Here is a 22,138-nt window from a genome sequence, read left to right as displayed (position 1 = left end):
CAGACCAGCGATTGCAAGTGCAATCAGCGACCAGGACGACATCCTCGAGGCAAGCACTGCCCTGCTCACGCCCGAGCCCGCACTCGAAACCCTCATTGTTCCCCGCACTCCGCTTGAGCTGCAACGGGAATCAATCGCTCCAACTTCATTCTTCTATGCATGCCTATCGTTGCGTTCTGGACAGGCGAACGATCAGATCCGCCCACATGAAAGGCAGGTACTCCAGGAGGTATCGTCGCCACAGCCGTCGAGGCTCACGGATCAGCCGGTAGGGCGCGCGAAGGTTCAGCCTGTTGACCAGCGCCGGGTAGTACTCAATGCCGGAATCCACAACCTGATCAAGATAGCCGCCGCAGGTGAAGCCCAGGCCCCGCCAGCCAGCTTCCTTCAGACCGACAAGAAAACGATCCTGATATGGCGCCCCCATTCCGCAGACTACGACATCAACTCCGTTGGAGATGATCTCGTCGTAGCACGTTGAAACCTCTGCTGCTGCTGAGAAGAAGCCGGACCTTGTGTACTTCACGTCCATGCCGAACGCATCCTGGATGCGCCCCGACGCCGCAGAGGCAACGCCATCCACACCACCTATGAAGCCAACACGCAGCCCATTGGTTACGCAATGTGCGAAAACCTCCGGCGCCAGCGAATTTCCATCAAATGACCGACGCGCTACCGGAAAACCCAGGACGCGCGTTGCGTGCCGTGCGAGCAGTCCGCCATCTGGCTGGATGAGATCAAACTTTCCGAGGACTTCTGCGTACTCCGGCGCTTGATTTAGGACATGCACGGTCAAGGGATTCACAAACGTGGCCAGCACGCAACCATCGCGATCCGGATCGTGTTGTCGCCAGTCCTTGTTTCTGTGCAGGAGGAGCTCACGCAACAGACGGAGCGAATCACTACTTTTCATCACGCGCACCACACCAGTATCAGCCTGATCACCCACAGGGCGGGTGCCAGCAGTTGCTCTACAGGGCGTTGTACCTCGCACCCTAGCTTGAAGAACCCTATGCGGCAGTCGATTTGTACTCGTAGTAACCGTAACTGTAGTAGCCAGTTGCACGGCGCTGGACTGCGTTGAAGATGGCGCCCTTTATGCGCACGTTGTTCTGCTCGAATCGACGCTTGGCCAGCGCCAGTTCCTTTGCCTGATTCAGGCCAAAACGGGCAACCATCAGGCAGGTGCCGGCGTGGTGGGCAATGATCGCGGCGTCGGTAACGGCAAGAATCGGGGGCGTATCGACGATGATCAGGTCGTACTGCGGTGCCAGATCCTCGAGAAGCCGCGTGAAGTTGGCATGCATCAGCAGCTCGGAGGGGTTCGGCGGAACGTCACCACGAGAGATGAAGCTCAAGTTCTCGAGACCCGGCAGCGTGCGCACCACGTCCGAACAATCCGCCTTGCCGACCAGCAGATCCGACAGGCCCGGCATCTGGGTTGCGCCCAGCGCTTTGTGAAGTGTGCCCTTGCGCATATCAGCGTCAACAATCAGTACCTTCTGGCCGGCCTGAGCGATCACAGCGGCCAGATTCGACGATACAAAGGTCTTGCCCGCATTCGGGCTGGCGCCCGAGATCAGCACGATATTGTTCTTGGCCTCCAGCCGTGCGAAGTGCAGGCTTGTACGCAGGCTACGCACCGCCTCAATGGCCAGGTCAGCCGGATCCTTCACCGCCAGCAGATGCAGCTTTCCATCTGCCCGGAACTTGCCGCGCACGGAATCACCCTGCTGCTGCACACTCACCGGGATCGATGCGTACACGGGAAGACCCAGCTCCTCAATCTGCGATGGATCTTCCACGCCGCGATTGAGCAGCTGCTTCAGCAGCACCAGTGCAATCGAAAGAAATGCACCCAGGACCGTTCCGACAAGCACAACGAGCGCCTTGCGCGGACGTACAGGCGTTGTCGAGTCCACCTCGGCCGTATCCACGACGCGCACGTTTCCGACAGTGCCAGCGCGGGCAACGTCAAGCTGTTGCGCCTGATTGAGCATTGCGGTGTACATTTCATTGCTGACCTGCAGATCCCGGGTCAGACGCAACAATTCCTGCTGCGCTTCGGGAAGCTGCTTTACTTGCCCCTGGAAGCCGCTCTTGCGCCCTTCCAGCTCGCCAATCTGGCGCATCAGCGCCTGATACGCAGGATGATCACGGGTGAACTTGCGATCCATCTCAGCCTGCTGCAATCGCAACTGTTGAATGCTCGTCTCAACCGCGACCTCCTGGTCCAGCAGGCCCTTCGTCTGAAGGGTCAGATCAACCGAGTTGGCACGGGTTTGATAGGCACTCAGCGTCTTCTGTGCAGTATCAACCTGATTGCGGATGTTGGGCAGCGCCTCCTTGACGAAGGCCAGCTGCGCGGACGCTTCAGCGGAGTTGCGGTCAACGTTCTGACGCACGTACGCCTCCGCGACCTTCTGGAGAAAATTCTTCGCCAGATCCGGATTGGTGTTCTCATAAGTGAGCGCGAGAATACCCGACTCCTTGCCGGACTCGCCCGCACCAATTTCCTTCTGCAGATCACCCACTACGGTAAGCAGCCTCTCGCGGACCACCTCGAACCTCATGCCCGGGTTGGCCCGCAGCTTCGCCACCTGCAGGGTTACTCCCCGCCCACTGGCCGGCTTTCCAACGACGCCGGACACGAGCAGGTCACCGTGCCCATCCAGCAACTGGTAGGTGCCGTGTTCATCGGCAACAAGAGTCAGCTCCTTGGAGATGAGATGGCGCGGGACGTCGAGCTGGAATATCTCGAGTGCCTCTCCGCCCCAACCAAAACGCGACATACCCAGCAGCGGGGCTGCCAACACATCGGGATCGACAGCTTCTGCGCGGCGCGCCATGTAGCCACCCAGGACCGGGAAGCGGTTGGGCACGACCTCGATATGCATCCTCAGCTGGTCGACAGCGTGCCCTACCACCGCACGGGATTTGATCAGGGCAATCTCCGTGCTTGCCTCGACGGCACCGGTGCTCATGCCAAGCGATTGGCTGATATCGGCAAGTCCAGGCAGGCTTGGCGTCTTGGGCTCCACCTGAATGATCGCATCTGCACGATAGACGGGGGTAGCCAGCAGCGCGTATGCAACCGAGACCACGAAGAAAAGGCCGGTAATGCCGACGATCCACCACTTGTAGTCGATCAGGGTCCCAAGCAGCTGGCGCAGATCGATCTCGTCGCTGTCTTCCGGTGCGGAGGTACGGGCTTCAGTGGTCATGGATTGGGAATCTTCAATGCAGAAAAGGGTTGCAGGACGCGATCACGCAGCGGGCAGTCAGAGGTGACGCGCCCAGCCGGACACACCCTCGGCCATCAACCTGTAGACATGCTCGAACGCCGGACGCTGCTGGCGATAGGGATCGGGAATCTCCCGATCCTGCTGCCACTTGCCCAGCAGGAAGGTTTTTCCGGATGCCTGCGGCGCGATCTCGGCGATGCGACGCACGTGCTTGCGCTCCATGGTCAGCACCAGATCGGCGGCTCCCAGGATGGCGTCATCGATCTGGCGCGCGCGATGGGCCAGGCCATCCATGCCCTGCTCGACCAGCAGCTCCTGCGCTGTGGCATCAATGCCATGCCCAACCAGCGCACCGAGACCAGCGGAGGATACCTGGATGCCCCTGCCCTCGACCGCCTGGCGCAGCATCACTTCTGCGGACGGACTGCGGCATATGTTGCCGACACATACAAAAAGAACGTTCTTGAACACTGACCTGGATCCTGTGGCATTCCTTGCGGCGCACGCGACCAGGACATCCGGGGCCGGCGGCAGCCGCACAGCATACCTTACAAGCGCATTACAGGCGATGAAATCGCCAGCAGATTCATGGGATTACGTCGCAGTTCCAAAAATCGGCCACATCAGTACGCCGATTTTTGCCCCAGCACCTTCAACGCCGTCAGCACGATGATCCTCACGTCCAGCGTCGGACTCCAGCGCCGGATGTAATCGATGTCGTACTGCACGCGCTTCTTCATCGAGCGCAGCTCCGGCGTCTCGCCACGCAACCCATGCACCTGCGCCCAGCCTGTGATTCCCGGCTTGACGTAGTGGCGGTGCATGTAGCGTTCGATCACCCGCTCGTAGTGGTTGTTGTGCTGGATCGCGTGCGGTCGCGGCCCCACCACCGACATGTTCCCACCCAGCACATTGAAGAACTGCGGCAGCTCGTCCAGGCTGCTGCGGCGCAGGAAGGCGCCAAACCGCGTGACGCGCGGATCACCGCGCGTTGCCTGGGTGATCTGTCCCGCGCCCTCTGCATGCACACGCATGGAACGGAACTTGAGCATCCAGAATTCCTTGCCGCCCAGCCCATGACGCTTCTGGCGGAACAACACCGGCCCCGGAGAGCTCAGCTTCACACCGATGGCCAGCAAGGCAAACAGCGGCGCCAGAAGGATCACCGCAATGCCTGCCACAACGATGTCCTCAACCCGCTTGAACAGGCGGAAGCGATGATCCACCAGACCCTGGCGCACACCGATCATCGGCACATCACCCACTTGGTGCACGCCGGGATTCAACGCACCCAGCCCCGTGGTGTCCGGAATCAGGCGCACCGGCACCGGAAATCGCTCGATCTGCTTGAGCATGTCCTTGATCGCGGCCGCGTGCCCCATCGGCATCGACACCCAGACTTGATCGAATTCGCCGCGGTGCTGATCCATGTACTGCGGGACGTCTTCCAGTCGGCCCAGCCGGCACGGCGCGTCCCCACCGCGGCGGGTGGCGATATCGCCCGCACTGGCGAAATAGCCGATGACGTCCTTGCCAAGCTCTGGCTTTCCACGCAGCAGGCGATGCAACCTCAAAGCAGGGGCCCGCAGTCCGACCAGCAGGATCCGCTCATGGTCCATCCCGCGCGAGCGCAGGCGGTGCAACTGCACCCTCAGCAATACGCGCAGCACCGCCATTGAGCCCAGGCCAAAGGCATACCAGCCAATCAGCCAGGTAGAGGGGACCGCATCGGCAAGTCCGACCACCACGGCGTAGAGCGAGAACAACGCGAAGGTGGCGGACCAGGCCAGCAGCAACAACCAAAGGTCGGCCAGCAATCCGCGCATCCGCCAGTTCCGATACAAGGGCGCAACGGAGAAGCACACGATGGCACTGAGAATCACCGCGCCAAACACGATTCGCTGGGAGGAGTCCGGTGCAGCTGCGCCGTACAACAGGGCATGCGAAAGGACCGCCATGCCCGGTAGCAGCAGCAGATCACCCAAGCGCAACCCCAACTCGAGGGCAGCCCGGGCTTCTACGCGGCGGCGGCCCGCCCGGGCCGGCACTGCGAGGAGGTCTTCTACTGATCCATGTAGCAAAGCACTTCTCCATTCACGACTCGACTGAACGCTGAATTGTTCGTCTTCACGTGCATGGACTCCCCAGCCAGCACGTGATTGTCAAAGGTTTGTCAATCAGGTGTGACTGAATTGTGAATGATGTCGGCGGCAAAAGATAGGAACCTCAAGTCGGGAGAATCCCCACCCCACCCCAAATATTCACTCCAAACAGTTGAAATTATTGGACATTTTTAATGCATCAAACTATGTCAAACTGCGTCATTTTGCGTCACAAGCTGTACCCATCCCCGCGCCGGATCCGCCCTGGACTCGTCACCACTGATAGACTCGCGACCAGTTTTCGCAACAAGGAAGATGCGTGTCGCACATTCTCATCTGCGGCGGCGCCGGCTACATCGGCAGCCACATGGCCCAGTACCTGGCCGAAGCCGGCCACGCCGTAACCGTGCTCGACAACCTGTCCACCGGCCACCGCGACGCGGTCCGCTGGGGCGAACTGCTGGAAGCCGACCTGCTGGATCCCGAAGCGCTCGAACGCGCTCTCCATGGTCGCCAGTTCGATGCCGTGATGCACTTCGCTGCCCGCTCGTTGGTCGGTGAGTCCGTTACTGATCCTTACGCCTACTACGCCAACAACGTCACTGGCACACTGAACCTGCTGGAGGCCATGCGGCGCCACAACATCGATCGCATCGTGTTCTCCTCCACCGCTGCGGTATTCGGCAATCCACAGTCGGACGTGATCGATGAGGACCACCCCAAGGCGCCCATCAACCCTTACGGCGCCAGCAAGCTGATGGCAGAGCGGATTCTCGCTGACGCAGCCACAGCCTACGGCCTGCGTTCAACCTGCCTGCGCTACTTCAATGCCGCAGGCGCCCTGCCCGACCAGGGCATTGGCGAGGCCCATGCCTGCGAAACCCACCTGATTCCCAATGTCCTGCGTGCCGCATTGGGCATCGGCAACGCCATGAAAGTGTTCGGCAATGACTACGCAACACCCGATGGCACCTGCGTGCGCGACTATGTACACGTGCAGGATCTGGCCCAAGCCCACGCGCTGGCACTTGAGTACATGGAGCACACGCCCGGTGCGCACGCCTTCAATCTGGGCAATGGGCAGGGTTTCTCCGTCCATGAGGTGATTGCAGCCGCGGCAGCGGTCAGCGGACGCGAAATTCCGTTTGAGATGGCGGAACGCCGCCCGGGCGATCCGGCCAGCCTGGTGGCGTCTTCTGCCCGCGCTCGCGAGATCCTGGGTTGGCAGCCGCGCTGGACCGAGTTGGCGCCAATCATCGCCAGTGCCTGGCAGTGGCATCGCTATCCTCCCGCGTGGTCGCCGCAGCCGGCCATTCCTGACACCGCGCGCAGCTTGGACGAAGCCCTGCCTGCCTGAACAGGCACCCCGAATAGGGATGGCCTATCGGTGCGGTTTCACCCCGCACCGCACCAAAGCCCAGCAACCTCCCTCTGCTACCATCGGCGGTTCTGTTCATCGCGTCCCCCACCTGCCCGCGATGGCGCCAAACAACGTAACGAAACACAGGAGTCTGCATGTCTTCCGAGCTGCTCAGGTCCCTTGGCCTGGACGCGATCAACGCTGGCACGTACCTGGGCAACGGGGAGTGGTCGAGCGCGACCAGCGGTGAGCTGATCACCCCGGTCAACCCGACCACCGGCGAGCCGATCGCGCAGGTCCGCGCGACCACCGAGGCCGAGTACGAGACCGTCGTCGCTCGCGCCCAGGAAGCTTTCAAGGTCTGGCGCACCACGCCGGCTCCGCGCCGCGGTGAAGCCGTGCGCCTTTGCGGCGAAGCACTGCGCAAGCACAAGGACGCCCTGGGCTCGCTGGTTGCGCTGGAAATGGGCAAGAGCAAGCCCGAAGGCGACGGCGAAGTGCAGGAGATGATCGACATCGCCGATTTCGCCGTGGGTCAGAGCCGCATGCTGTACGGCTACACCATGCATTCCGAGCGCCCCGGCCACCGCATGTACGAGCAGTACCACCCGCTGGGCCTGGTCGGCATCATCTCGGCCTTCAACTTCCCGGTCGCGGTGTGGAGCTGGAACTCGTTCCTGGCCGCCATCTGCGGCGACGTGTGCATCTGGAAGCCGTCCAACAAGACGCCGCTGACCGCCATCGCCTCGCTGAAGATCTGCAACGACGCCCTGCGTGAAGCCGGCTTCCCGGACATCTTCTTCCTGATCAACGATGCCGGCACCGCGCTGTCGGAGAAGATGGTCGATGACCGCCGCGTGCCGCTGATCAGCTTCACCGGCTCGACCCAGGTTGGCCGCACCGTCAACGAAAAGGTTGCGCGCCGCCTCGGCCGCTGCCTGCTGGAGCTGGGTGGCAACAACGCCATCATCCTGGACGAAACCGCCGACCTGAAGCTGGCCGTGCCGGGCATCGTGTTCGGCGCGGTCGGTACCGCCGGCCAGCGCTGCACCACCACCCGCCGCCTGATCGTGCACCGCTCGATCTATGCCGACGTGCTGGCCACGCTGGTCAAGGCCTATAAGCAGGTGGAAGGCAAGATCGGCGACCCGACCGATGCCGCCAACCTGATGGGCCCGCTGAACAGCGATGGCGCCGTGCAGCAGTTCCTCGATGCCATCGCCCAGGCCAAGGCGGCCGGCGGCACCATCGAAACCGGCGGCACCCGCATCGACCGCGCTGGCAACTTCGTGCTGCCGGCGATCGTCTCGGGCCTGAAGAACAGCGACGCCGTGGTCCAGCATGAGACCTTCGCGCCGATCCTGTACGTGATGCCGTACGACACCATCGACGAAGCCATCGACATGCAGAACGGCGTGCCGCAGGGCCTGTCGTCCTCGATCTTCACCCAGAACCTGAAGACCGCCGAGAAGTTCCTGTCGGCGGCCGGCAGCGACTGCGGCATCGCCAACATCAACATCGGCACGTCCGGTGCGGAGATCGGCGGTGCCTTCGGTGGCGAGAAGGACACCGGCGGTGGCCGCGAGTCCGGCTCGGATGCGTGGAAGGTCTACATGCGTCGCCAGACCAACACCATCAACTATTCGGATTCGCTGCCGCTGGCCCAGGGCATCAAGTTCGATCTGTAACGCTATCTGTAGTGCCGAGCCATGCTCGGCAGGACGGGCCATGAACACTGCAGGAAGTGCAGCCGAGCATGGCTCGGCTCTACAGGCTGGCAAACCGGTGATTGATTTCACCGGCCGCCGCGTGCTGATCGCCGGCGGCAGCAAGGGCATTGGCCGTGAAATGGCGCTGGCGTTTGCCGGCGCCGGTGCGCAGGTCTCGGTCTGCGCGCGCGGCCAGGCCGGTCTGGATGCCCTGCGTGCCGATGCACGGGTGCAGGGCTTCGAACTGCACACATTCTCCGCCGATCTGGCCGATCCCGGCCAGATCCAGGCTTGGCTGCAGGCCGCCGCCGATGCACTCGGTGGCATCGATGTGCTGGTCAACAACGCCACTGGCTACGGCATGGCCGACGACGAGGATGGCTGGGCCGCCAGCCTGCAGATCGATCTGATGGCGGCGGTTCGGGCCTCTCGCCTGGCCCTGCCCTGGCTGCGCAAATCCAGCGACGCCTGCATCCTCAATCTGTCTTCGATCGCCGCGCAGCAGCCGCGTCCCGGTGGTGCGCCCTACGCCGCCGCCAAGGCCGCGCTGTCGCACTACACCACCTCGCAGGCCCTCGCGCTGGCCAAGGACCGGATCCGCGTCAACGCGATCGCACCGGGCTCGATCGAGTTCGATGACGGCCTATGGGACCGCCGCCGCACCGAAGATCCCGCCCTGTACCACGGTACGCTGGCGAAGATTCCGTTCGGTCGCTTCGGCCACCCGCGTGAGATCGCCGATGCCGCCCTGTTCCTGTGCTCGCCGCTGGCGCGCTGGATCACCGGCCATGTGCTCAACGTGGATGGTGGCCAGGTGTTGATGGGCTGACACCGGCACTCCGGTAGTTGCCAACCTTGGTTGGCATGCCTTTCGTCGACCAAGGTCGACGCCTACCACGGCTGGCATGCCTTTCGTCGACCAAGGTCGACGCCTACCCGGCTGAAATGCCGTTCGTCTACCAAGGTCGACGCCTGCCATCGCATCCGCCGGGCATGGGATTGCCCGGGCAGAGGCACTATCATGTGCACACTGCCAAGGAGGACCCCGATGAGCGTGGCACCCCGACAGACAAGCGCCCTGGCCGTGGTCAGCCTGGTCATGGGCATCGCCAGCTGGACCGTCCTGCCCTTCGTGGCCAGCATCGTGGCCATCATCACCGGCCACATGGCCCGCGCCGAGATCCGCCGCCGCCCGCATGAACTGGAAGGCGATGGCCTGGCCGTCACCGGTCTGGTACTGGGCTGGGTGATGGTCGGCGCCGTGATCGCCGCCATCCTGGTCTTCATCCTGTTCTTCGGCGGCCTGGCCTGGCTCGCTGCGATGTCGAACTGACTGCCATGACCGCTTCCGACAGCACTGAACGCTTCAGCAGCCGCGTCGCCGATTACGTCCGCTACCGGCCCGATTACCCACCCGCGCTGCTGGAATGGCTGCACGGCCCGATGGGCGTCAGCCGCGAGGCGCTCGTCGCCGACATCGGCGCCGGTACCGGTATTTCCAGCCGCCAGTTCCTGGCCAGCGGCCATCCGGTAGTCGCGGTTGAGCCCAATGCCGCCATGCGGGGCGCGGCCGAGCAATGGCTGGCACCGCAGTACCCGCAGTTCCGCGCGGTCGACGGCCGCGCCGAGGCCACCACACTGGACGACGCCAGCATCGATCTGGTCAGTGTCGCGCAGGCCTTCCACTGGTTCGACACCGTGGCGGTGCGCGCCGAGTGGCAGCGCATCCTGCGCCCGGGTGGCCTGGCACTGATCTACTGGAATTCGCGCCTGCTCGATGCCAGTCCGTTCCTGGTCGGCTACGAACAGCTGCTGCTGGATTACGGCACCGACTACTCCGCCGTGGCCGAGCGCTACCAGGACGATGCCACCATGCAGGCCTGGTTCGGCCCCGGCCTGCGCGGCATGGTCGAGCTGCCGAACGTGCAGCACCTGGACTTCGACGCCCTGCGCGGGCGCCTGCTGTCCTCCTCCTATGCCCCGCAAGCCGGTCATCCGCGTCACGCGCCGATGATCGACGCTCTGCAGGACCTGTTCGCCGCCCACGCGGTCGACGGCCAGGTCGCTTTTGAATATCGAACCCGAGCCTTCCTCGGCACGCTGGACTGAACCGACGCATGTATTCGCTTGCCCGCCCCTTCCTGTTCTCGCTCGACGCCGAGCGCGCCCACGGCCTTGGCCTGTCCGCACTGGACCTGGCCTACCGCACCGGCACCACGCCGCTGCTGGCCGCACGCATCGCGCCGATGCCCAGCACGGTGTTCGGGTTGACCTTCCCCAATCCGGTCGGCCTGGCCGCCGGCCTGGACAAGAATGGCGAGCACATCGATGCGCTGTTCGCGCTGGGTTTCGGCTTCGTCGAAATCGGCACCATCACCCCGCGCCCGCAGGCCGGCAATCCGCAGCCGCGCCTGTTCCGCCTGCCGGAACACAACGCGATCATCAACCGCATGGGCTTCAACAATGCGGGCGTGGACGCGCTGGTGCGCAACGTCGAGCGCGCGCGCAACCGCCGCGGCCTGCTCGGCATCAACATCGGCAAGAACAAGGACACCCCGAACGAACAGGCCGTGGACGATTACGTCGCCTGCCTGGACAAGGTGTACCCGCTGGCCGACTACATCACCGTCAACATCTCCTCGCCCAACACCGCCGGCCTGCGTGAACTGCAGGAAGAAACCGCGCTGCGCCAGCTGGTCAGCCAGTTGCGCGACCGCCAGGAAGATCTCGCGGCCCGCCACGGTCGCCGCGTGCCGATGCTGGTCAAGGTGGCGCCCGACCTGAGCGAGCGCGACATCGATGCCGCTGCCCGCGTGCTGGGCGAACTGCAGGTGGACGGCGTGATCGCCACCAACACCACCATCGACCACAGCAAGGTGGCCGGCGACCCGCTGGCCAACGAGGCCGGCGGCCTGTCCGGCGCGCCGGTGCTGGAGCAGTCCACCCTGGTACTGCGCCGTCTGCGTTCGCGCCTGCCCGAGTCGGTGCCGCTGATCGGGGTCGGCGGCATCCTGTCCGGTGCCGACGCGGTGGCCAAGATGGCTGCTGGTGCGGCCCTGGTGCAGTGCTACAGCGGCCTGATCTTCCGCGGCCCGGCCCTCGTCTCCGAATGCGTGGAGGCGATCCGTCGCCGCCGCGAAGCGCCGAGCCGCGGCGCGATGGCCCCACTGTGAGCACACCCATGGATACCGTCGACGGCAACGCCCCGCTGCGCTGGACGCTCACCCGCAATGCGCCGCTGCAGGCGCTGAACACCTTCCATGTGCAGGCCAGCGCCGCTCAGCTGCTGGAACTGCACGATCCCACGCTGCTGCCGGAAGTGCTGGCATTGCCCGAAGTGGCCAGCGGCCCGCTGCTGGTGCTGGGTGCCGGCAGCAATGTGCTGATCGCCGAGGACCTGCCGGGCACCGTGCTGGTGTTCGGCAACCGTGACATCAGCTTCCTCGAGCATCGCGCCGACCATGCCGTGATCCGCGCCGGTGCCGGTGTGCCGTGGCACGGCCTGGTGATGTGGTCGCTGCAGGAAGGCCTGTCCGGCCTGGAGAACCTGGCCCTGATTCCCGGCACCGCCGGTGCCGCGCCGATCCAGAACATCGGCGCCTATGGCGCGCAGGTCGGCGAGTTCATCCAGGCCGTCGAAGCCTGGGACTGCCAGGAACAGGCCTGGGTGCGGCTGGACAACGAACAGTGTGGCTTCGCCTACCGCGACAGCGTGTTCAAGCAGCAGATGGACCGCTACCTGATCACCGCCATCGAACTGAAGCTGCCACTGCTGCATGACCTGCGCATGGACTACGCCGGCATCCGCGAGGAACTGCAGGCGCAGGGTGTGGAATTGCCCAGTGCGGTGGACGTGGCCAATGCGGTGATCGCGATCCGCCGCCGCAAGCTGCCCGACCCGGATGTACTGGGCAACGCCGGCAGCTTCTTCAAGAACCCGGTGCTGCCGCTGGAACAGGTCGACGTGCTGCTGCAGCACTTCCCCGAGCTGCCGGTGTTCCCGTCCGACCAGGACGGCAAGCGCAAGGTCTCGGCGGCATGGATGATCGAGTCCTGCGGCTGGAAGGGCTTCCGCGAAGGCGATGCTGGCGTGGCGCCGAGCCACGCACTGGTGCTGGTCAACCACGGCAACGCCACCGGCGCTGAACTGCTGGCGCTGGCGCGACGCATCTCTGCTTCCGTGCTGGAGAAGTTCGGCGTGCCAATCGAACCGGAGCCCCGCCTGCTCGGCGCACAGTGGTGAACACCCCCGCCCTCTCCCCCAGCGCCACCCCGATGCGGGCGGCGCTGCTGATGCTCGGCAGCACGATGGCATTCGGCCTGATGGCGGTGGCGATCCGCTACGCCACGCGCTACGTGCCCACCCAGGAAGTGGCGTTCTTCCGCAACGCCTTCGGCCTGCTGGCGTTGCTGCCGATGCTGCTGCGGCCAGGCCACGCGCCGCTGAAAACCCAGCAGCTGCCGCGCTACTTCGTGCGCAGTGCGATCGGCCTGGGTTCGATGCTGTGCGCCTTCTGGGCACTGGGCCACCTGCCACTGGCGCAGGCGGTTTCGCTCTCGTACTCCACGCCGCTGTTCGTCACCATCGCCGCCGTGCTGTGGCTGGGCGAGACCGTGCGCGTGCGCCGCTGGGCCGCCGTCGTCGTCGGCTTCATCGGTGTACTGGTGATCGTGCGTCCCGGCACCGCCGGTTTCACCGCTGGCAGTCTGGTCGCGGTGGGTGCGGCCGTGCTCAGTTCGCTGGTGGCGATCCAGATCAAGCAGCTCACCCGCATCGACAGTGCCGATACCGTCGTGCTCTACACCTACGTGTTCTGGGTGCCATTGTCGTTGGTGCCGGCAGTGTTCGTATGGGTCTGGCCCACCGGCACCGCATGGCTGTGGCTGCTGGCCACCGGCGTGCTCGGCACCATCGGCCAACTGCTGTGGACACGTGCGCTGCGCCTGGGCGAAGTCTCGGCGCTGACGCCGATCAGCTTCCTGCAGTTGCCGCTGGTAACGCTGTTCGGCTGGCTGCTGTTCAACGAAAGCGTGGATCGCTGGACGATCATCGGTGCCGGCATCATCCTCGCCGCCAACGCCTACATCGCCCACCGCGAGGCCGTGTTGTCGCGCCGCGCCGCGAGCGCAGCGGCCTCGGCAGCGGCCAAGCCCGCCGAGTAGATCCGCGCCATGCGCGGATGATTCCTGTCCGCCCGATCAACGATGGCGGCACAAAGAGCTGCCGAGCGTAACTGTAGTGTCGAGCCATGCTCGACTCATCGCGCGAAGCGCGACGGTTCACCCATGGCAGGTGACGTGCATTTACAACGCCAGATACACCCGCTCCGCCGCATCGAACACATTGCCCGGCGCGAACTGCTCGCCCAGGTAATGTAGCGACTGTCGGCGCAGTTGCGGCGAACGCTCCTCGCCATCGCTGCCCAGCAGCACCTGCTGGAACTCGATCAGGTCCTGCAGGATGCGCCAGTGCCGGTACCAGGCGATCCAGCGCGGGTCGCCGCGGTCGCTGCCGTAGCCGTCCTCGAAGCCCAGCGGATTCTCGCGCCCCCAGCGCCCGCCAACCGCCGCACCGATGAACATCAGGTCGCGCTCGCGCGGTGCCAGCGACAGGCCATCCCAATCAATCAGGTGCAGCCCACCGTCATTGCCCATCAGCAGGTTGCCGGCATGCAGATCGGTGTGGCACAGATGCAGGTCTACCGGCACGTCCTGCAAGGCCGCGAGCAGTTCCCGTGCCTGTGCATGCAGCGCTGTGATGCGCGCGTGCTGCTGGTCCCATACCGAAACGAATGCGCGGCCCAGCCCGTCCTTCGCGGCCGCCAGGCCCTCGCCGGCCAGCCATTGCCCAACGGTCTCCAGCGCCGCCGTTTCAAGCCGCACGATCGGCAACGCCTGCTGCAGTTCCGGTGGCAGCTGCGCGCCGTGCAGGCGCCGCAGCACCTCACCCAGCCGTTTCCACTGCGTGCGGCTCAACGCTGCCTCGAACCCGGACTGGCCTTCCACATAAGGGAACAGGGTGAACTGCAATCCCCAACGTTGCACCGACGCACCACCGGTCAGTGCCGGCCACGGCGCGACGATCTCATCGATACCCAACGTGCCGCGCATCCAGTGCAGGCTGTCCCACACCGATGGGTCGACCTGGTAGGTGCGGCATTTCAACCACCACTGCCCGTGCCGCGCATCGACGCGATACACGCTGGCATTGGCGTCGGCGCCCACCGGGCGTGGCACCACGGCGGTGGGGGTGATGCCATAGGATTGTTGCAGGACTTCGCCGAGATGCTGCGCCGAAGCGAATGACATGGATGCAAGCGGAAAGTGTTACCTGCCACCACTATCGCAGATGCGCTCGCCACGACACAGACATGTCCGTCACAACATCACCTCGGCACGACCAAAGAACTAGCCTGCAATACGGCGCATCACCGCCTCCAGCGGACCGCGCGCGAACTGCCATGACCACAGCCACGCCGCGCCGGTCGCCAGCATCAGGAACAGCAGCGCCCACAGCAGCACCGACGCCAGCGATGCACGGCCATCGAGCAGGCCCAGGCTTTCCAGCGTGCCCATGCCCAGCAGGATGTGACCCACGTACAGGGTCAGGGTCATGCGCCCGGCCGCGGTGAACGGCTCCAGCCAGTCGCCCGGGCGTACACGCGTCAGCCACAGGCAGGCGGCGATGACACTGCAGGCCGCGCCCGCACCGGTAAGCACGTAGGCGGGTCCCGGCGGCATCGGCTGCGTTCCCAGCCACGCCTGCCAGAGCGTTCCCTGTGCGAGCTGCTGCACGCCATGTCCAGCCGCGATCAGCAACAGGCCCAGCACCAGCAATGCATGCTGCACCCGAGGCTGCGACAACTGAAGGCGCGCCAGCAGCATGCCCAGCAGGAAGAAGCACAGCCACGGCATCAACGGGTGGAAGCCATTGAACAGCAGGTTGCGGGCCGCGCCCGGCCATTGCCACAGACCGGTGTATTCCAGCGTCTGCCAGTTCCATCCCTGGCTGTAGTCCCAGTGCAGCAACGCCCAGAACGAACAGGCCGCCAGGCCCACGATGCTGGCCAGCAACACCCGCGGCGAGGCACGCAGCCACAGCACTGCCAACGCGAAATACACCGCGTAGTAGTGCAGGATATCGGCCGGGAACAGGGTCAGGTTGAGCAGGCCCAGCACCATCAGGAACAGCGCGCGCCTCCAGGTATGCACGCTGGCCGGCCACCACCCTTGCCGCTGCGTGGCCAGCACCAGGCCCAAGCCGGCCAGCGTAACGAACGTCGCCGAAGCCTTGCCTTCCAGCAGATGGAAGAACCCTGCCAGCCAACCCTCACCCTCTGCCGGCACAGCCATCGCCAGACGGAAATTCACCAGCACCATGCCGGCCAGTGCCAGGTAGCGGGCCAGGTCCAGTCCGTGCAGCCGCCGGTCCACGACGCTCATGCGCGTGCCCCGAGCAGCAGCGCGAGCAGGCCAAGATCCAGCGATGCTTCATCGGCGCCCTCGGCTTCGCCCAGCCCCCGACGCAGCGCATCGCTTTCGATGGCATCCAGCAGCACCTGCGCCTGCAGTGCCGGCGCCAGTACGGGACGCCGACGTTCGCGCTGTGCCATCTGCTGCAGGGCTTCGGCCAGCGTCGCCTGCAATTGCCTGCGATTGGCCGCGAAGGCCTCGGCCACGGCCGGATTGCGTGCACTCTCGGCCAGCACCTCCACTGCAAGTGTTGCCCACTCCGGCTGCCGGCACAGTGCATGGAAGTCCTGCAGGAAGGCCATCACCTGTGTGCGTTCGCCATCGGACGCGGCCAGTCGCTGCAGCAACGGTGCCAGTTCTTCGCTCTCGGCCACCGCCACCGCAAGGATGATCGCCTCCTTGCCCGGGAAGTGGTTGTAGAGATTGCCCAGGCTGACGCCGGCCGCCTGCGCGATGTCACGCATGCTGGTCTGGTGGAATCCCTTCACGAGGAAGCACTGCAGGGCGGCCTGCAGGATCTGCGCGATGCGTTGCTCGTTGCGGTCGGCTCGGTTCATGGCGCAAATAGTGAACGAACGTTCGTCCAATTAGAAGCTGGCAATCCGGCCAACGCCGGGCTCCGTTCAGCCAGCCTTGACCTCAACTGCGGTTGAGGCCCGATACTGCGCGGCCTGTCCCACGCTCAAGCCGGAGTTCCTGCATGCCACGGATGATCATCACCCTGCTCGACAGCCGCGTGCTGTGGTTCCTCGCGCGGCTGTTGCTGGCCGTGGTGTTCCTGTCCTCGGGCCTGGCCAAGCTGCTGGCGTGGGACAACAGCGTGGCCGAAATGCAGGCCGCCGGATTGCAACCACCTGTGCTGTTCAACATCGCCAGCGCCGTGGTGCTGCTGGGCGGCGCACTGTGCCTGCTGCTCGATCGCCTGCTCTGGCTGGGCAGCGGCGCGCTGGCGGTGTTCATGCTGCTGACCATCGTCATCGTGCATACCTTCTGGAACAAGCACGGCGCCGAACAGCAGCTGGCCCTGTTCTTCGCGCTGGAACACCTGAGCGTGGTCGGTGGCCTGATCTGCGCGGCCATCGCCAGCCATGCGCGGGCTCAGAAGAACTCGTCGAGCAACCGGTAGAACGCCAGCCGGCGCTCGTCGGCCACCGCACCGTAGCGTTGGAACAACGGCGCGACCCAACGCGTGTCGCCGAAGTTGTGGACCAGGCTGCGCGCGGCCAGCGCCAGGTCCTGGTAGCGGTCGGCCACACCCAGCCGGCCACAGTCGATGAAACCACTGAAGCGGCCCTCGGCCACCATCAGATTCGGCAGGCACGCATCGCCATGGCTGACCACCAGGTCTTCATGGTCGGGCCGGGTGCTGCACAGTTCGGCGAAGACCTGCTGCGGACTCTGCCCCAGGCGTTCGTCATCGAAATCATCGGCATCCACCAGGCCCGCTTCAATGCGGGCCTGCGCGACCTGCACGCGCGACGCCAGTCGCTGGTCGAACGGACAGGCTGCCACCGGCAACGCATGCAGCTCGCGTAGCGCGTCGGCCAGCAGCTCCACCAGCTGCTGCGGCGCGAGCTCCGGCGACGAGGCCAGGTCGCGGCCAGGCAGCGCGCTCATCAGCAACCAGCGCCGGCCCGCCTCTTCGGCAGTGGCAATCACCGTTGGCACCGGTTGTCCCTGTGCCTGCAGCCAACGCAGGCGTGCGATCTCATCGCCCAGCTCACTGAAGGCGTCGATCACTTCCGACTTCAGGAAAGCATCGGCCTGGCCCGGCCGATGCACGCGGGCAACATCCGCACGCGACACACCGATCGATTGCCGCTCGATGCGCGCATCGGCCAATGCGTCCTGCCACGCCCACGGCAGCGGCATGTCATCAGTGATGGATTCGGGTGCTTCCATGCCGAGGTGTTCCTGTTGCCGGTGACCCCACGGATTCTCGCTCATCCTGCATGGACCGCAGCCAACAACAACGCGGAAAGGTACATGCCCAGGCCGAACACACTGTGCGCCACCAGGCTGCGCAGGCGCGCCTTGCCCGGCGCCGGGGTCTTTGAAGCGGCAATGCCCGCGCCCATGCCCGGCTGCAGGATGAGGAACGGTGCGGCGACGCTGAGGATGCCGAAGGCCAGCGCCGGCCACAGTGTCGGCGCCTGCACCCAACCGTTCCCCACCACGGCCAGCAGCAACGCGGCGAAGACCACACCGATCACGTAATGCGCGGTCCAACCCAGCGCGCGCTCGCCACTGACCACCGCCGAGCGGCCGATGCCATCGTGGCGGAAGCGCCCGCGCGGCAGATGCCCCAGCCAGCGGCCCACCATCGCGAAATCCAGCGAGGGAATGCCAAGCAGCCGCCGCTGCACCAGCGCCCACAGGTCCATCACTGCGGTCGCTCCCACGCCGACTACCACCGCATCCATCACGAATGTCGCCAGGCCAGCCATATCACGCACCTTCAATTATTTGCTTGAATGATAGAGCGATGCTAGCGTGCGCCGCATGAACGCTGCAACAGAGCCACCGCTCTCACCGCTGGAAGCCTTGGCCGAAATCGCCCGCACGCTCGGCCATGCCCATCGCCTGGCCCTGCTGGAGCACATCGCCCAGGGCGAGCGCGCAGTGGAGCGCCTGGCCGAACTGACCGGGCTGTCGGTGGCCAATACCTCCCAGCATCTGCAGCAGCTGCGCCGTGCCGGCCTGGTTCAGACCCGACGCGATGGCAAGCGCATCCTCTACCGCAGTGGTGAGGGTCCGCTGGGCAACCTGCTGGCCGCGCTGCGCGACTATGCCGACCACCAGCGCAGCGAGATGCACGGCGTGATCCACGACAGCCTGCAGCGCCGCGATGCTCTGGAAGGCCTGACTGTCGAGCAGTTGCTGGAACAACGCAGCAGCGTGGTGCTGCTGGATGTGCGGCCGCGTGAGGAATTCGATCTGGGCCACCTGCCCGGCGCGCTGAACATTCCCGTTACGGAACTGCGTGCACGGATGGACGAACTGCCGCGTGCCGTCCACATTGTCGCGTACTGCCGCGGTCCCTACTGCGTGCTGTCCAACGATGCGGTGGCGATGCTGCGCGAGGCCGGACTGACCGCGCAGCGGCTCGCCGCCGGTTACCCCGAATGGAAGGCCGCCGGCCTGCAGGTGGACCTGCCCCGGCACTGAGCGAGACACCGGTCATGGATGATGTGTTTGCCCCGTTGATCGATGCGACCTGGCGCAGCGTGTTCTCCGGGCAGCGCATGCTGCAGGATGATCCACTGCTGCAGTTGGCGTGCAGCGATGATTTCGATGAGGGCGAGGACGGCATGCTGCTGCAGCCGGTCGCGGGCCCCGCGCGCGCACTGCTGCGCCCGGCCCTGGCCGCTCGCCTGCAACTGCACGCGCAGCCGCACTGGACGCTCCCGCAGCTGCAACTGCGCCTGCAGCAGCTCGGCCAGCGCACGCATGGCGCGGATCGCGTCTTCTACTTCCCCGCCGCAGCACTTGCGGCCCTGGCCGAGCGCCCTGCACCGCCACATATCCGCCGTCTTGGCCCGGCCGACGCAGCCGCGTTCGACGGGTTCCAGGCCAGCGCGAGCGAGGAGGATCTGGATGCCGCCTGGGTCGAGCTGGACCACTGGCAGGTGTTCGGCGCCTTCGATGGCGAGCGGCTGGTTGCCGCGGGAAGCATGTACCCGTGGAGCCTGGATCCGGCCCTGGCCGACATGGGCGTGCTGACCCTGCCCGAGGCCCGCGGTCGCGGGCACGCGCGCCAGCTGGTACACGCCATGGCCGTGTCCGCGCGGGCGGCCGGGCTGCAGCCGCAGTACCGTTGCCAGCTCGACAACACCGCCTCGATCATTACCGCCGAACGCAGCGGCCTGCGTGCGTTCGCCGATTGGGACACCGTTCTGGTGGCCGACTGAGGCCGCCGCAGTACAACAAGGAAGCAACATGAAATTGATGGTCATCGGCGCCAGCAGGGGCCTCGGTCGGGCGTTCGTGGAAGGCCTGTGCAGTGCAGGCGACACCGTCATCGGCGTTTCACGCAACCGACCGCGCGATATTGAATGCCCCGAGGGCGTCACCCTGCAGTGGATCGAAGCCGATCTGTCCCAGCCCACCCTGGCTGCGAATCACATCGCAGCGCAGGCACCGGCCGATCTGGATGTGCTGATCCACAACCTGGGCATCTGGGAACAGACCGCCTTCAGCGACGAGTACGCCTTCCTCGACGAAACCGATGCCGCGCTCACCCAACTGGTCGACGTCAACATCACCGCCCCCCTGGTGCTGCTGCAGCGCCTGCTGCCGCGGGTGCTGGGCGCGCCACGCCCGCAGCTGGTGCTGACCGGCTCGACCTCGGCACTGCCACGCAGCGGCCGCCCGGAAGTGGCGTTCGGCGCATCCAAGTTCGCGCTCAACGGTATCGCCGATGCACTGCGCGAGGGCTTCCGCGATCGCCGCCTGGCGGTGACCAGCCTGCAGCTGGGCTACCTCAACACCGACGATGCACTTTCAGTGCCGGTGGCCGAGGCCGCAGCGCGCGGCGACGGCGAGCTGGTGCCGGTGCACGACGTCGTTGCGATGGTGCGCGCGTTGCTGCAGTTGTCACCGTCCGGCTTCGTGCGAGAACTGGTGCTGCCGGCCATCGCCGACCCACGCTACTGACCACGCCTGCGCAGGCCAGGCTCGAACTCTTCGCGCAACAGGTACCCGAGCACGATGGCGGTCAGCACGGTCGCCATCGCCAGGACAAACAGCTGGCCACGGACGGACTCCATGTATGCCTGGGCCAGCGCCGTTCTCGAAACGCCGGGCAATGCCTCCACCGCTCCGCCAAGGTCGCCCATGGACAGCCTGTGCACGGCGGCACGGGCCACGACGCCGGCTTCCAGCGCTACGCTCCCGCCAATCCGGGCAGAAAGCATGATGCCGACAAGCGCGAGGGCAATGGAATCACCTGCCAGTCGCATCGCATTGAAAATGCCAGCGGCCATGCCCGCCTGCTCTTTGCCGACCACACTGACCGCCAGTCCATCCATGATCCCCCAAGGCAGACCGATGCCGATCCCGATGACCAGCATCGGCATCCAGCGCACCGAAGGTAGCTGGAACACCTGGGCCAGCCATGCCAGCCCAAGCGCGCCGATCAGCAGGCCTGCACAGCACAGCGTCCGCGCCGGAATCCAGCGCAGCAGGTAACCGGCAACCAGGGGCACAACCAGCAAGGGTGCAGACAGTGCTGCCATCGCCAGTCCGGCTTCGGTGGGCCGCAGCCCTTCAACACCGATGAACCCCGCCGGCAGCACCACCAGAAGGACGACGTACGAGAACGCAGGCGCAGCGGCGAGAATCTGCACGCCGACAAAGCGCCGGTTGCGGAACAGCCCGAGATCCAGCAGCGGTGTTCGATGGGAGCGCTCGACGGCAATGAACGCGGCCAGCAACACCATCGAGAGCGCCAGCAATACCAGCGTCTGCGGATGCAACAGGCCGCGTTCCGGCAGCACGATCATGGCGTAGGTGAGAGACCCAAGCGCCAGCATGAAGGTGACGGCGCCCAGCCAATCCAGGCGTGGCGAACCGGCGCTCTTCGATTCGACGGATGACAGGGCGACCAACGGTACGGTCAGGGCGGCCAGCAACGCAGGCAGGAAGAACACCCATTCCCAGCCCAGCGCATCGATCAATCCGCCTGCCAGCAGCGGACCGCCTGCGGCTCCTGCACCAAAGGTGGTGCCGATCAGGCTGAACACCCTGGCCCGCGCCTGGCCGTCGAACACCTGCGCCAGCGACGCCATCGCACCGGCAAACGCAGCCGACGCCGCCATCCCCTGAAGCAGTCGCAGTGCATTGATCCACGCCACACCGGGCATCAAGGGGATCAGGCCGGTGACGAGCGCAAACGACGCGCCGCCCAGAAGCCAGATCCGGCGCCTGCCATGCAGATCGGCCAGCCCACCGGCCACCAGCGTGGTGCAGCCGTAGGTCAACAGATAAGCGTTGATGATCCAGGACAACGCCGCAGGCGAACCGTCCAGCGCGTCCCGGATGGCGGGAATGCCAACGGCGGGGCTGGCAATGCTCAAGGGAATGGTGAGCGCCGTCAGGCAGCCCGCCAGCACCACTCCAAAGCGTGATGATCCGGCCGTCTCAGCAGAAGCAACTGACATGTCGATGAAACTCCAGCGTGGCGAGGCGCCACCGCATTGATGCTAGCGACGACGCTATCGCCTAAGAATCCATCGTTGTGTCCGTGCT

At 65.3% G+C, this 22,138-nt stretch carries 22 protein-coding genes; 12 read left to right on the top strand and 10 right to left on the bottom strand.

All coding sequences use genetic code 11. The features are described 5' to 3' along the window. Positions 1-163 precede the first annotated feature (163 nt). From ACZK3W_RS09810 to ACZK3W_RS09795, 4 genes are all read right to left on the bottom strand, one after another. The gene (locus tag ACZK3W_RS09810; RefSeq protein WP_442247147.1) at positions 164-913 is read right to left on the bottom strand and encodes a WecB/TagA/CpsF family glycosyltransferase; all 750 of its coding nucleotides are present in this window, start codon (positions 911-913) and stop codon (positions 164-166) included. A gap of 97 nt (positions 914-1,010) precedes the next feature. Beyond that, complete coding sequence (locus ACZK3W_RS09805; RefSeq protein WP_478450733.1) at positions 1,011-3,224, bottom strand: polysaccharide biosynthesis tyrosine autokinase; 2,214 nt, start codon at positions 3,222-3,224, stop codon at positions 1,011-1,013. Positions 3,225-3,281: 57 nt separating this feature from the next. After that, on the bottom strand, positions 3,282-3,653 hold the full coding sequence (locus ACZK3W_RS09800; RefSeq protein WP_478450732.1) for an arsenate reductase/protein-tyrosine-phosphatase family protein: 372 nt from the start codon (positions 3,651-3,653) through the stop codon (positions 3,282-3,284). Positions 3,654-3,868: 215 nt separating this feature from the next. Further along, positions 3,869-5,326 (bottom strand): undecaprenyl-phosphate glucose phosphotransferase, encoded by a 1,458-nt coding sequence (locus tag ACZK3W_RS09795; RefSeq protein ID WP_478450731.1) that lies wholly within the window; start codon positions 5,324-5,326, stop codon positions 3,869-3,871. A 340-nt stretch (positions 5,327-5,666) separates the two neighbouring features. Between ACZK3W_RS09795 and galE the strand changes: the two genes are divergently transcribed. From galE to ACZK3W_RS09755, 8 genes are all read left to right on the top strand, one after another. Further along, positions 5,667-6,704 carry a UDP-glucose 4-epimerase GalE gene (galE, locus tag ACZK3W_RS09790; protein ID WP_478450730.1) on the top strand — a complete coding sequence of 346 codons (1,038 nt, stop codon included), beginning with the start codon at positions 5,667-5,669 and terminating at the stop codon, positions 6,702-6,704. A gap of 158 nt (positions 6,705-6,862) precedes the next feature. Beyond that, positions 6,863-8,395 (top strand): L-piperidine-6-carboxylate dehydrogenase, encoded by a 1,533-nt coding sequence (gene amaB / locus ACZK3W_RS09785; RefSeq protein ID WP_478450729.1) that lies wholly within the window; start codon positions 6,863-6,865, stop codon positions 8,393-8,395. A gap of 40 nt (positions 8,396-8,435) precedes the next feature. Continuing rightward, positions 8,436-9,245, top strand: a complete 810-nt coding sequence (locus ACZK3W_RS09780; RefSeq protein WP_478450728.1) for an SDR family NAD(P)-dependent oxidoreductase — start codon at positions 8,436-8,438, stop codon at positions 9,243-9,245. A 219-nt stretch (positions 9,246-9,464) separates the two neighbouring features. After that, the gene (locus ACZK3W_RS09775; protein WP_010484694.1) at positions 9,465-9,749 is read left to right on the top strand and encodes a DUF4190 domain-containing protein; all 285 of its coding nucleotides are present in this window, start codon (positions 9,465-9,467) and stop codon (positions 9,747-9,749) included. 5 nt (positions 9,750-9,754) lie between these two features. After that, positions 9,755-10,525, top strand: coding sequence for a class I SAM-dependent methyltransferase (locus ACZK3W_RS09770; RefSeq protein WP_049398543.1), 771 nt, complete (start codon positions 9,755-9,757; stop codon positions 10,523-10,525). An 8-nt stretch (positions 10,526-10,533) separates the two neighbouring features. Next, positions 10,534-11,589, top strand: coding sequence for a quinone-dependent dihydroorotate dehydrogenase (locus ACZK3W_RS09765; protein WP_478450727.1), 1,056 nt, complete (start codon positions 10,534-10,536; stop codon positions 11,587-11,589). An 8-nt stretch (positions 11,590-11,597) separates the two neighbouring features. Next, positions 11,598-12,659: a UDP-N-acetylmuramate dehydrogenase gene (murB, locus tag ACZK3W_RS09760; protein WP_107431775.1), complete on the top strand. Its 1,062-nt coding sequence runs from the start codon at positions 11,598-11,600 to the stop codon at positions 12,657-12,659. Positions 12,660-12,691: 32 nt separating this feature from the next. Further along, positions 12,692-13,579 carry a DMT family transporter gene (locus ACZK3W_RS09755; RefSeq protein ID WP_180844127.1) on the top strand — a complete coding sequence of 296 codons (888 nt, stop codon included), beginning with the start codon at positions 12,692-12,694 and terminating at the stop codon, positions 13,577-13,579. Between the two features lie 141 nt (positions 13,580-13,720). Here ACZK3W_RS09755 and ACZK3W_RS09750 read toward each other — a convergent pair whose 3' ends face one another. From ACZK3W_RS09750 to ACZK3W_RS09740, 3 genes are all read right to left on the bottom strand, one after another. Then, complete coding sequence (locus ACZK3W_RS09750; protein ID WP_478450726.1) at positions 13,721-14,725, bottom strand: phosphotransferase; 1,005 nt, start codon at positions 14,723-14,725, stop codon at positions 13,721-13,723. Between the two features lie 99 nt (positions 14,726-14,824). Beyond that, on the bottom strand, positions 14,825-15,859 hold the full coding sequence (locus ACZK3W_RS09745; RefSeq protein ID WP_478450725.1) for a DUF418 domain-containing protein: 1,035 nt from the start codon (positions 15,857-15,859) through the stop codon (positions 14,825-14,827). Next, complete coding sequence (locus ACZK3W_RS09740) at positions 15,856-16,446, bottom strand: TetR/AcrR family transcriptional regulator (protein WP_049421318.1); 591 nt, start codon at positions 16,444-16,446, stop codon at positions 15,856-15,858. The genes ACZK3W_RS09745 and ACZK3W_RS09740 overlap by 4 nt, the downstream gene beginning before the upstream one ends. A gap of 143 nt (positions 16,447-16,589) precedes the next feature. Between ACZK3W_RS09740 and ACZK3W_RS09735 the strand changes: the two genes are divergently transcribed. Further along, positions 16,590-17,015: a DoxX family protein gene (locus ACZK3W_RS09735; protein ID WP_049421317.1), complete on the top strand. Its 426-nt coding sequence runs from the start codon at positions 16,590-16,592 to the stop codon at positions 17,013-17,015. Here ACZK3W_RS09735 and ACZK3W_RS09730 read toward each other — a convergent pair. Next, positions 16,988-17,791, bottom strand: a complete 804-nt coding sequence (locus ACZK3W_RS09730) for an APH(3')-II family aminoglycoside O-phosphotransferase (protein ID WP_478450724.1) — start codon at positions 17,789-17,791, stop codon at positions 16,988-16,990. The genes ACZK3W_RS09735 and ACZK3W_RS09730 overlap by 28 nt on opposite strands. A gap of 41 nt (positions 17,792-17,832) precedes the next feature. Then, a complete protein-coding gene (locus ACZK3W_RS09725; RefSeq protein ID WP_032129738.1) occupies positions 17,833-18,336 on the bottom strand; it encodes a DUF2938 domain-containing protein in 504 nt (167 codons plus the stop codon). Positions 18,337-18,391: 55 nt separating this feature from the next. Here ACZK3W_RS09725 and ACZK3W_RS09720 point away from each other — a divergent pair, with 55 nt between their 5' ends. From ACZK3W_RS09720 to ACZK3W_RS09710, 3 genes are read left to right on the top strand one after another with little or no spacing between them, the layout of a single operon-like run. Then, a complete protein-coding gene (locus ACZK3W_RS09720) occupies positions 18,392-19,057 on the top strand; it encodes an ArsR/SmtB family transcription factor (protein ID WP_032129739.1) in 666 nt (221 codons plus the stop codon). A gap of 14 nt (positions 19,058-19,071) precedes the next feature. Beyond that, on the top strand, positions 19,072-19,800 hold the full coding sequence (locus ACZK3W_RS09715; RefSeq protein ID WP_478450723.1) for a GNAT family N-acetyltransferase: 729 nt from the start codon (positions 19,072-19,074) through the stop codon (positions 19,798-19,800). 28 nt (positions 19,801-19,828) lie between these two features. Next, positions 19,829-20,545: an SDR family NAD(P)-dependent oxidoreductase gene (locus ACZK3W_RS09710; protein ID WP_478450722.1), complete on the top strand. Its 717-nt coding sequence runs from the start codon at positions 19,829-19,831 to the stop codon at positions 20,543-20,545. On the opposite strand, the gene ACZK3W_RS09705 is transcribed toward ACZK3W_RS09710, so the two are convergent. After that, positions 20,539-22,050, bottom strand: a complete 1,512-nt coding sequence (locus tag ACZK3W_RS09705) for an MFS transporter (protein WP_478450721.1) — start codon at positions 22,048-22,050, stop codon at positions 20,539-20,541. The genes ACZK3W_RS09710 and ACZK3W_RS09705 overlap by 7 nt on opposite strands. Between the last annotated feature and the right edge of the window lie 88 nt (positions 22,051-22,138).

This window comes from Stenotrophomonas sp. 80084_Sma (assembly GCF_056481995.1).
The sequence above is the reverse complement of the archived record's forward strand: the minus strand, read 5'-3'. Positions and strand labels throughout refer to the sequence as shown.

Coding starts and splice junctions, on each gene's coding strand:
- ACZK3W_RS09810 (WP_442247147.1), bottom strand. CDS start 913: ATGAAAAGTAGTGATTCGCTCCGTCTGTTGCGTGAGCTCCTCCTGCAC.
- ACZK3W_RS09805 (WP_478450733.1), bottom strand. CDS start 3,224: ATGACCACTGAAGCCCGTACCTCCGCACCGGAAGACAGCGACGAGATC.
- ACZK3W_RS09800 (WP_478450732.1), bottom strand. CDS start 3,653: ATGCTGCGCCAGGCGGTCGAGGGCAGGGGCATCCAGGTATCCTCCGCT.
- amaB (WP_478450729.1), top strand. CDS start 6,863: ATGTCTTCCGAGCTGCTCAGGTCCCTTGGCCTGGACGCGATCAACGCT.
- ACZK3W_RS09780 (WP_478450728.1), top strand. CDS start 8,436: ATGAACACTGCAGGAAGTGCAGCCGAGCATGGCTCGGCTCTACAGGCT.
- ACZK3W_RS09775 (WP_010484694.1), top strand. CDS start 9,465: ATGAGCGTGGCACCCCGACAGACAAGCGCCCTGGCCGTGGTCAGCCTG.
- ACZK3W_RS09770 (WP_049398543.1), top strand. CDS start 9,755: ATGACCGCTTCCGACAGCACTGAACGCTTCAGCAGCCGCGTCGCCGAT.
- ACZK3W_RS09765 (WP_478450727.1), top strand. CDS start 10,534: ATGTATTCGCTTGCCCGCCCCTTCCTGTTCTCGCTCGACGCCGAGCGC.
- murB (WP_107431775.1), top strand. CDS start 11,598: ATGGATACCGTCGACGGCAACGCCCCGCTGCGCTGGACGCTCACCCGC.
- ACZK3W_RS09755 (WP_180844127.1), top strand. CDS start 12,692: ATGCGGGCGGCGCTGCTGATGCTCGGCAGCACGATGGCATTCGGCCTG.
- ACZK3W_RS09750 (WP_478450726.1), bottom strand. CDS start 14,725: ATGTCATTCGCTTCGGCGCAGCATCTCGGCGAAGTCCTGCAACAATCC.
- ACZK3W_RS09745 (WP_478450725.1), bottom strand. CDS start 15,859: ATGAGCGTCGTGGACCGGCGGCTGCACGGACTGGACCTGGCCCGCTAC.
- ACZK3W_RS09740 (WP_049421318.1), bottom strand. CDS start 16,446: ATGAACCGAGCCGACCGCAACGAGCAACGCATCGCGCAGATCCTGCAG.
- ACZK3W_RS09735 (WP_049421317.1), top strand. CDS start 16,590: ATGCCACGGATGATCATCACCCTGCTCGACAGCCGCGTGCTGTGGTTC.
- ACZK3W_RS09730 (WP_478450724.1), bottom strand. CDS start 17,791: ATGGAAGCACCCGAATCCATCACTGATGACATGCCGCTGCCGTGGGCG.
- ACZK3W_RS09725 (WP_032129738.1), bottom strand. CDS start 18,336: ATGGCTGGCCTGGCGACATTCGTGATGGATGCGGTGGTAGTCGGCGTG.
- ACZK3W_RS09720 (WP_032129739.1), top strand. CDS start 18,392: ATGAACGCTGCAACAGAGCCACCGCTCTCACCGCTGGAAGCCTTGGCC.
- ACZK3W_RS09715 (WP_478450723.1), top strand. CDS start 19,072: ATGGATGATGTGTTTGCCCCGTTGATCGATGCGACCTGGCGCAGCGTG.
- ACZK3W_RS09710 (WP_478450722.1), top strand. CDS start 19,829: ATGAAATTGATGGTCATCGGCGCCAGCAGGGGCCTCGGTCGGGCGTTC.
- ACZK3W_RS09705 (WP_478450721.1), bottom strand. CDS start 22,050: ATGTCAGTTGCTTCTGCTGAGACGGCCGGATCATCACGCTTTGGAGTG.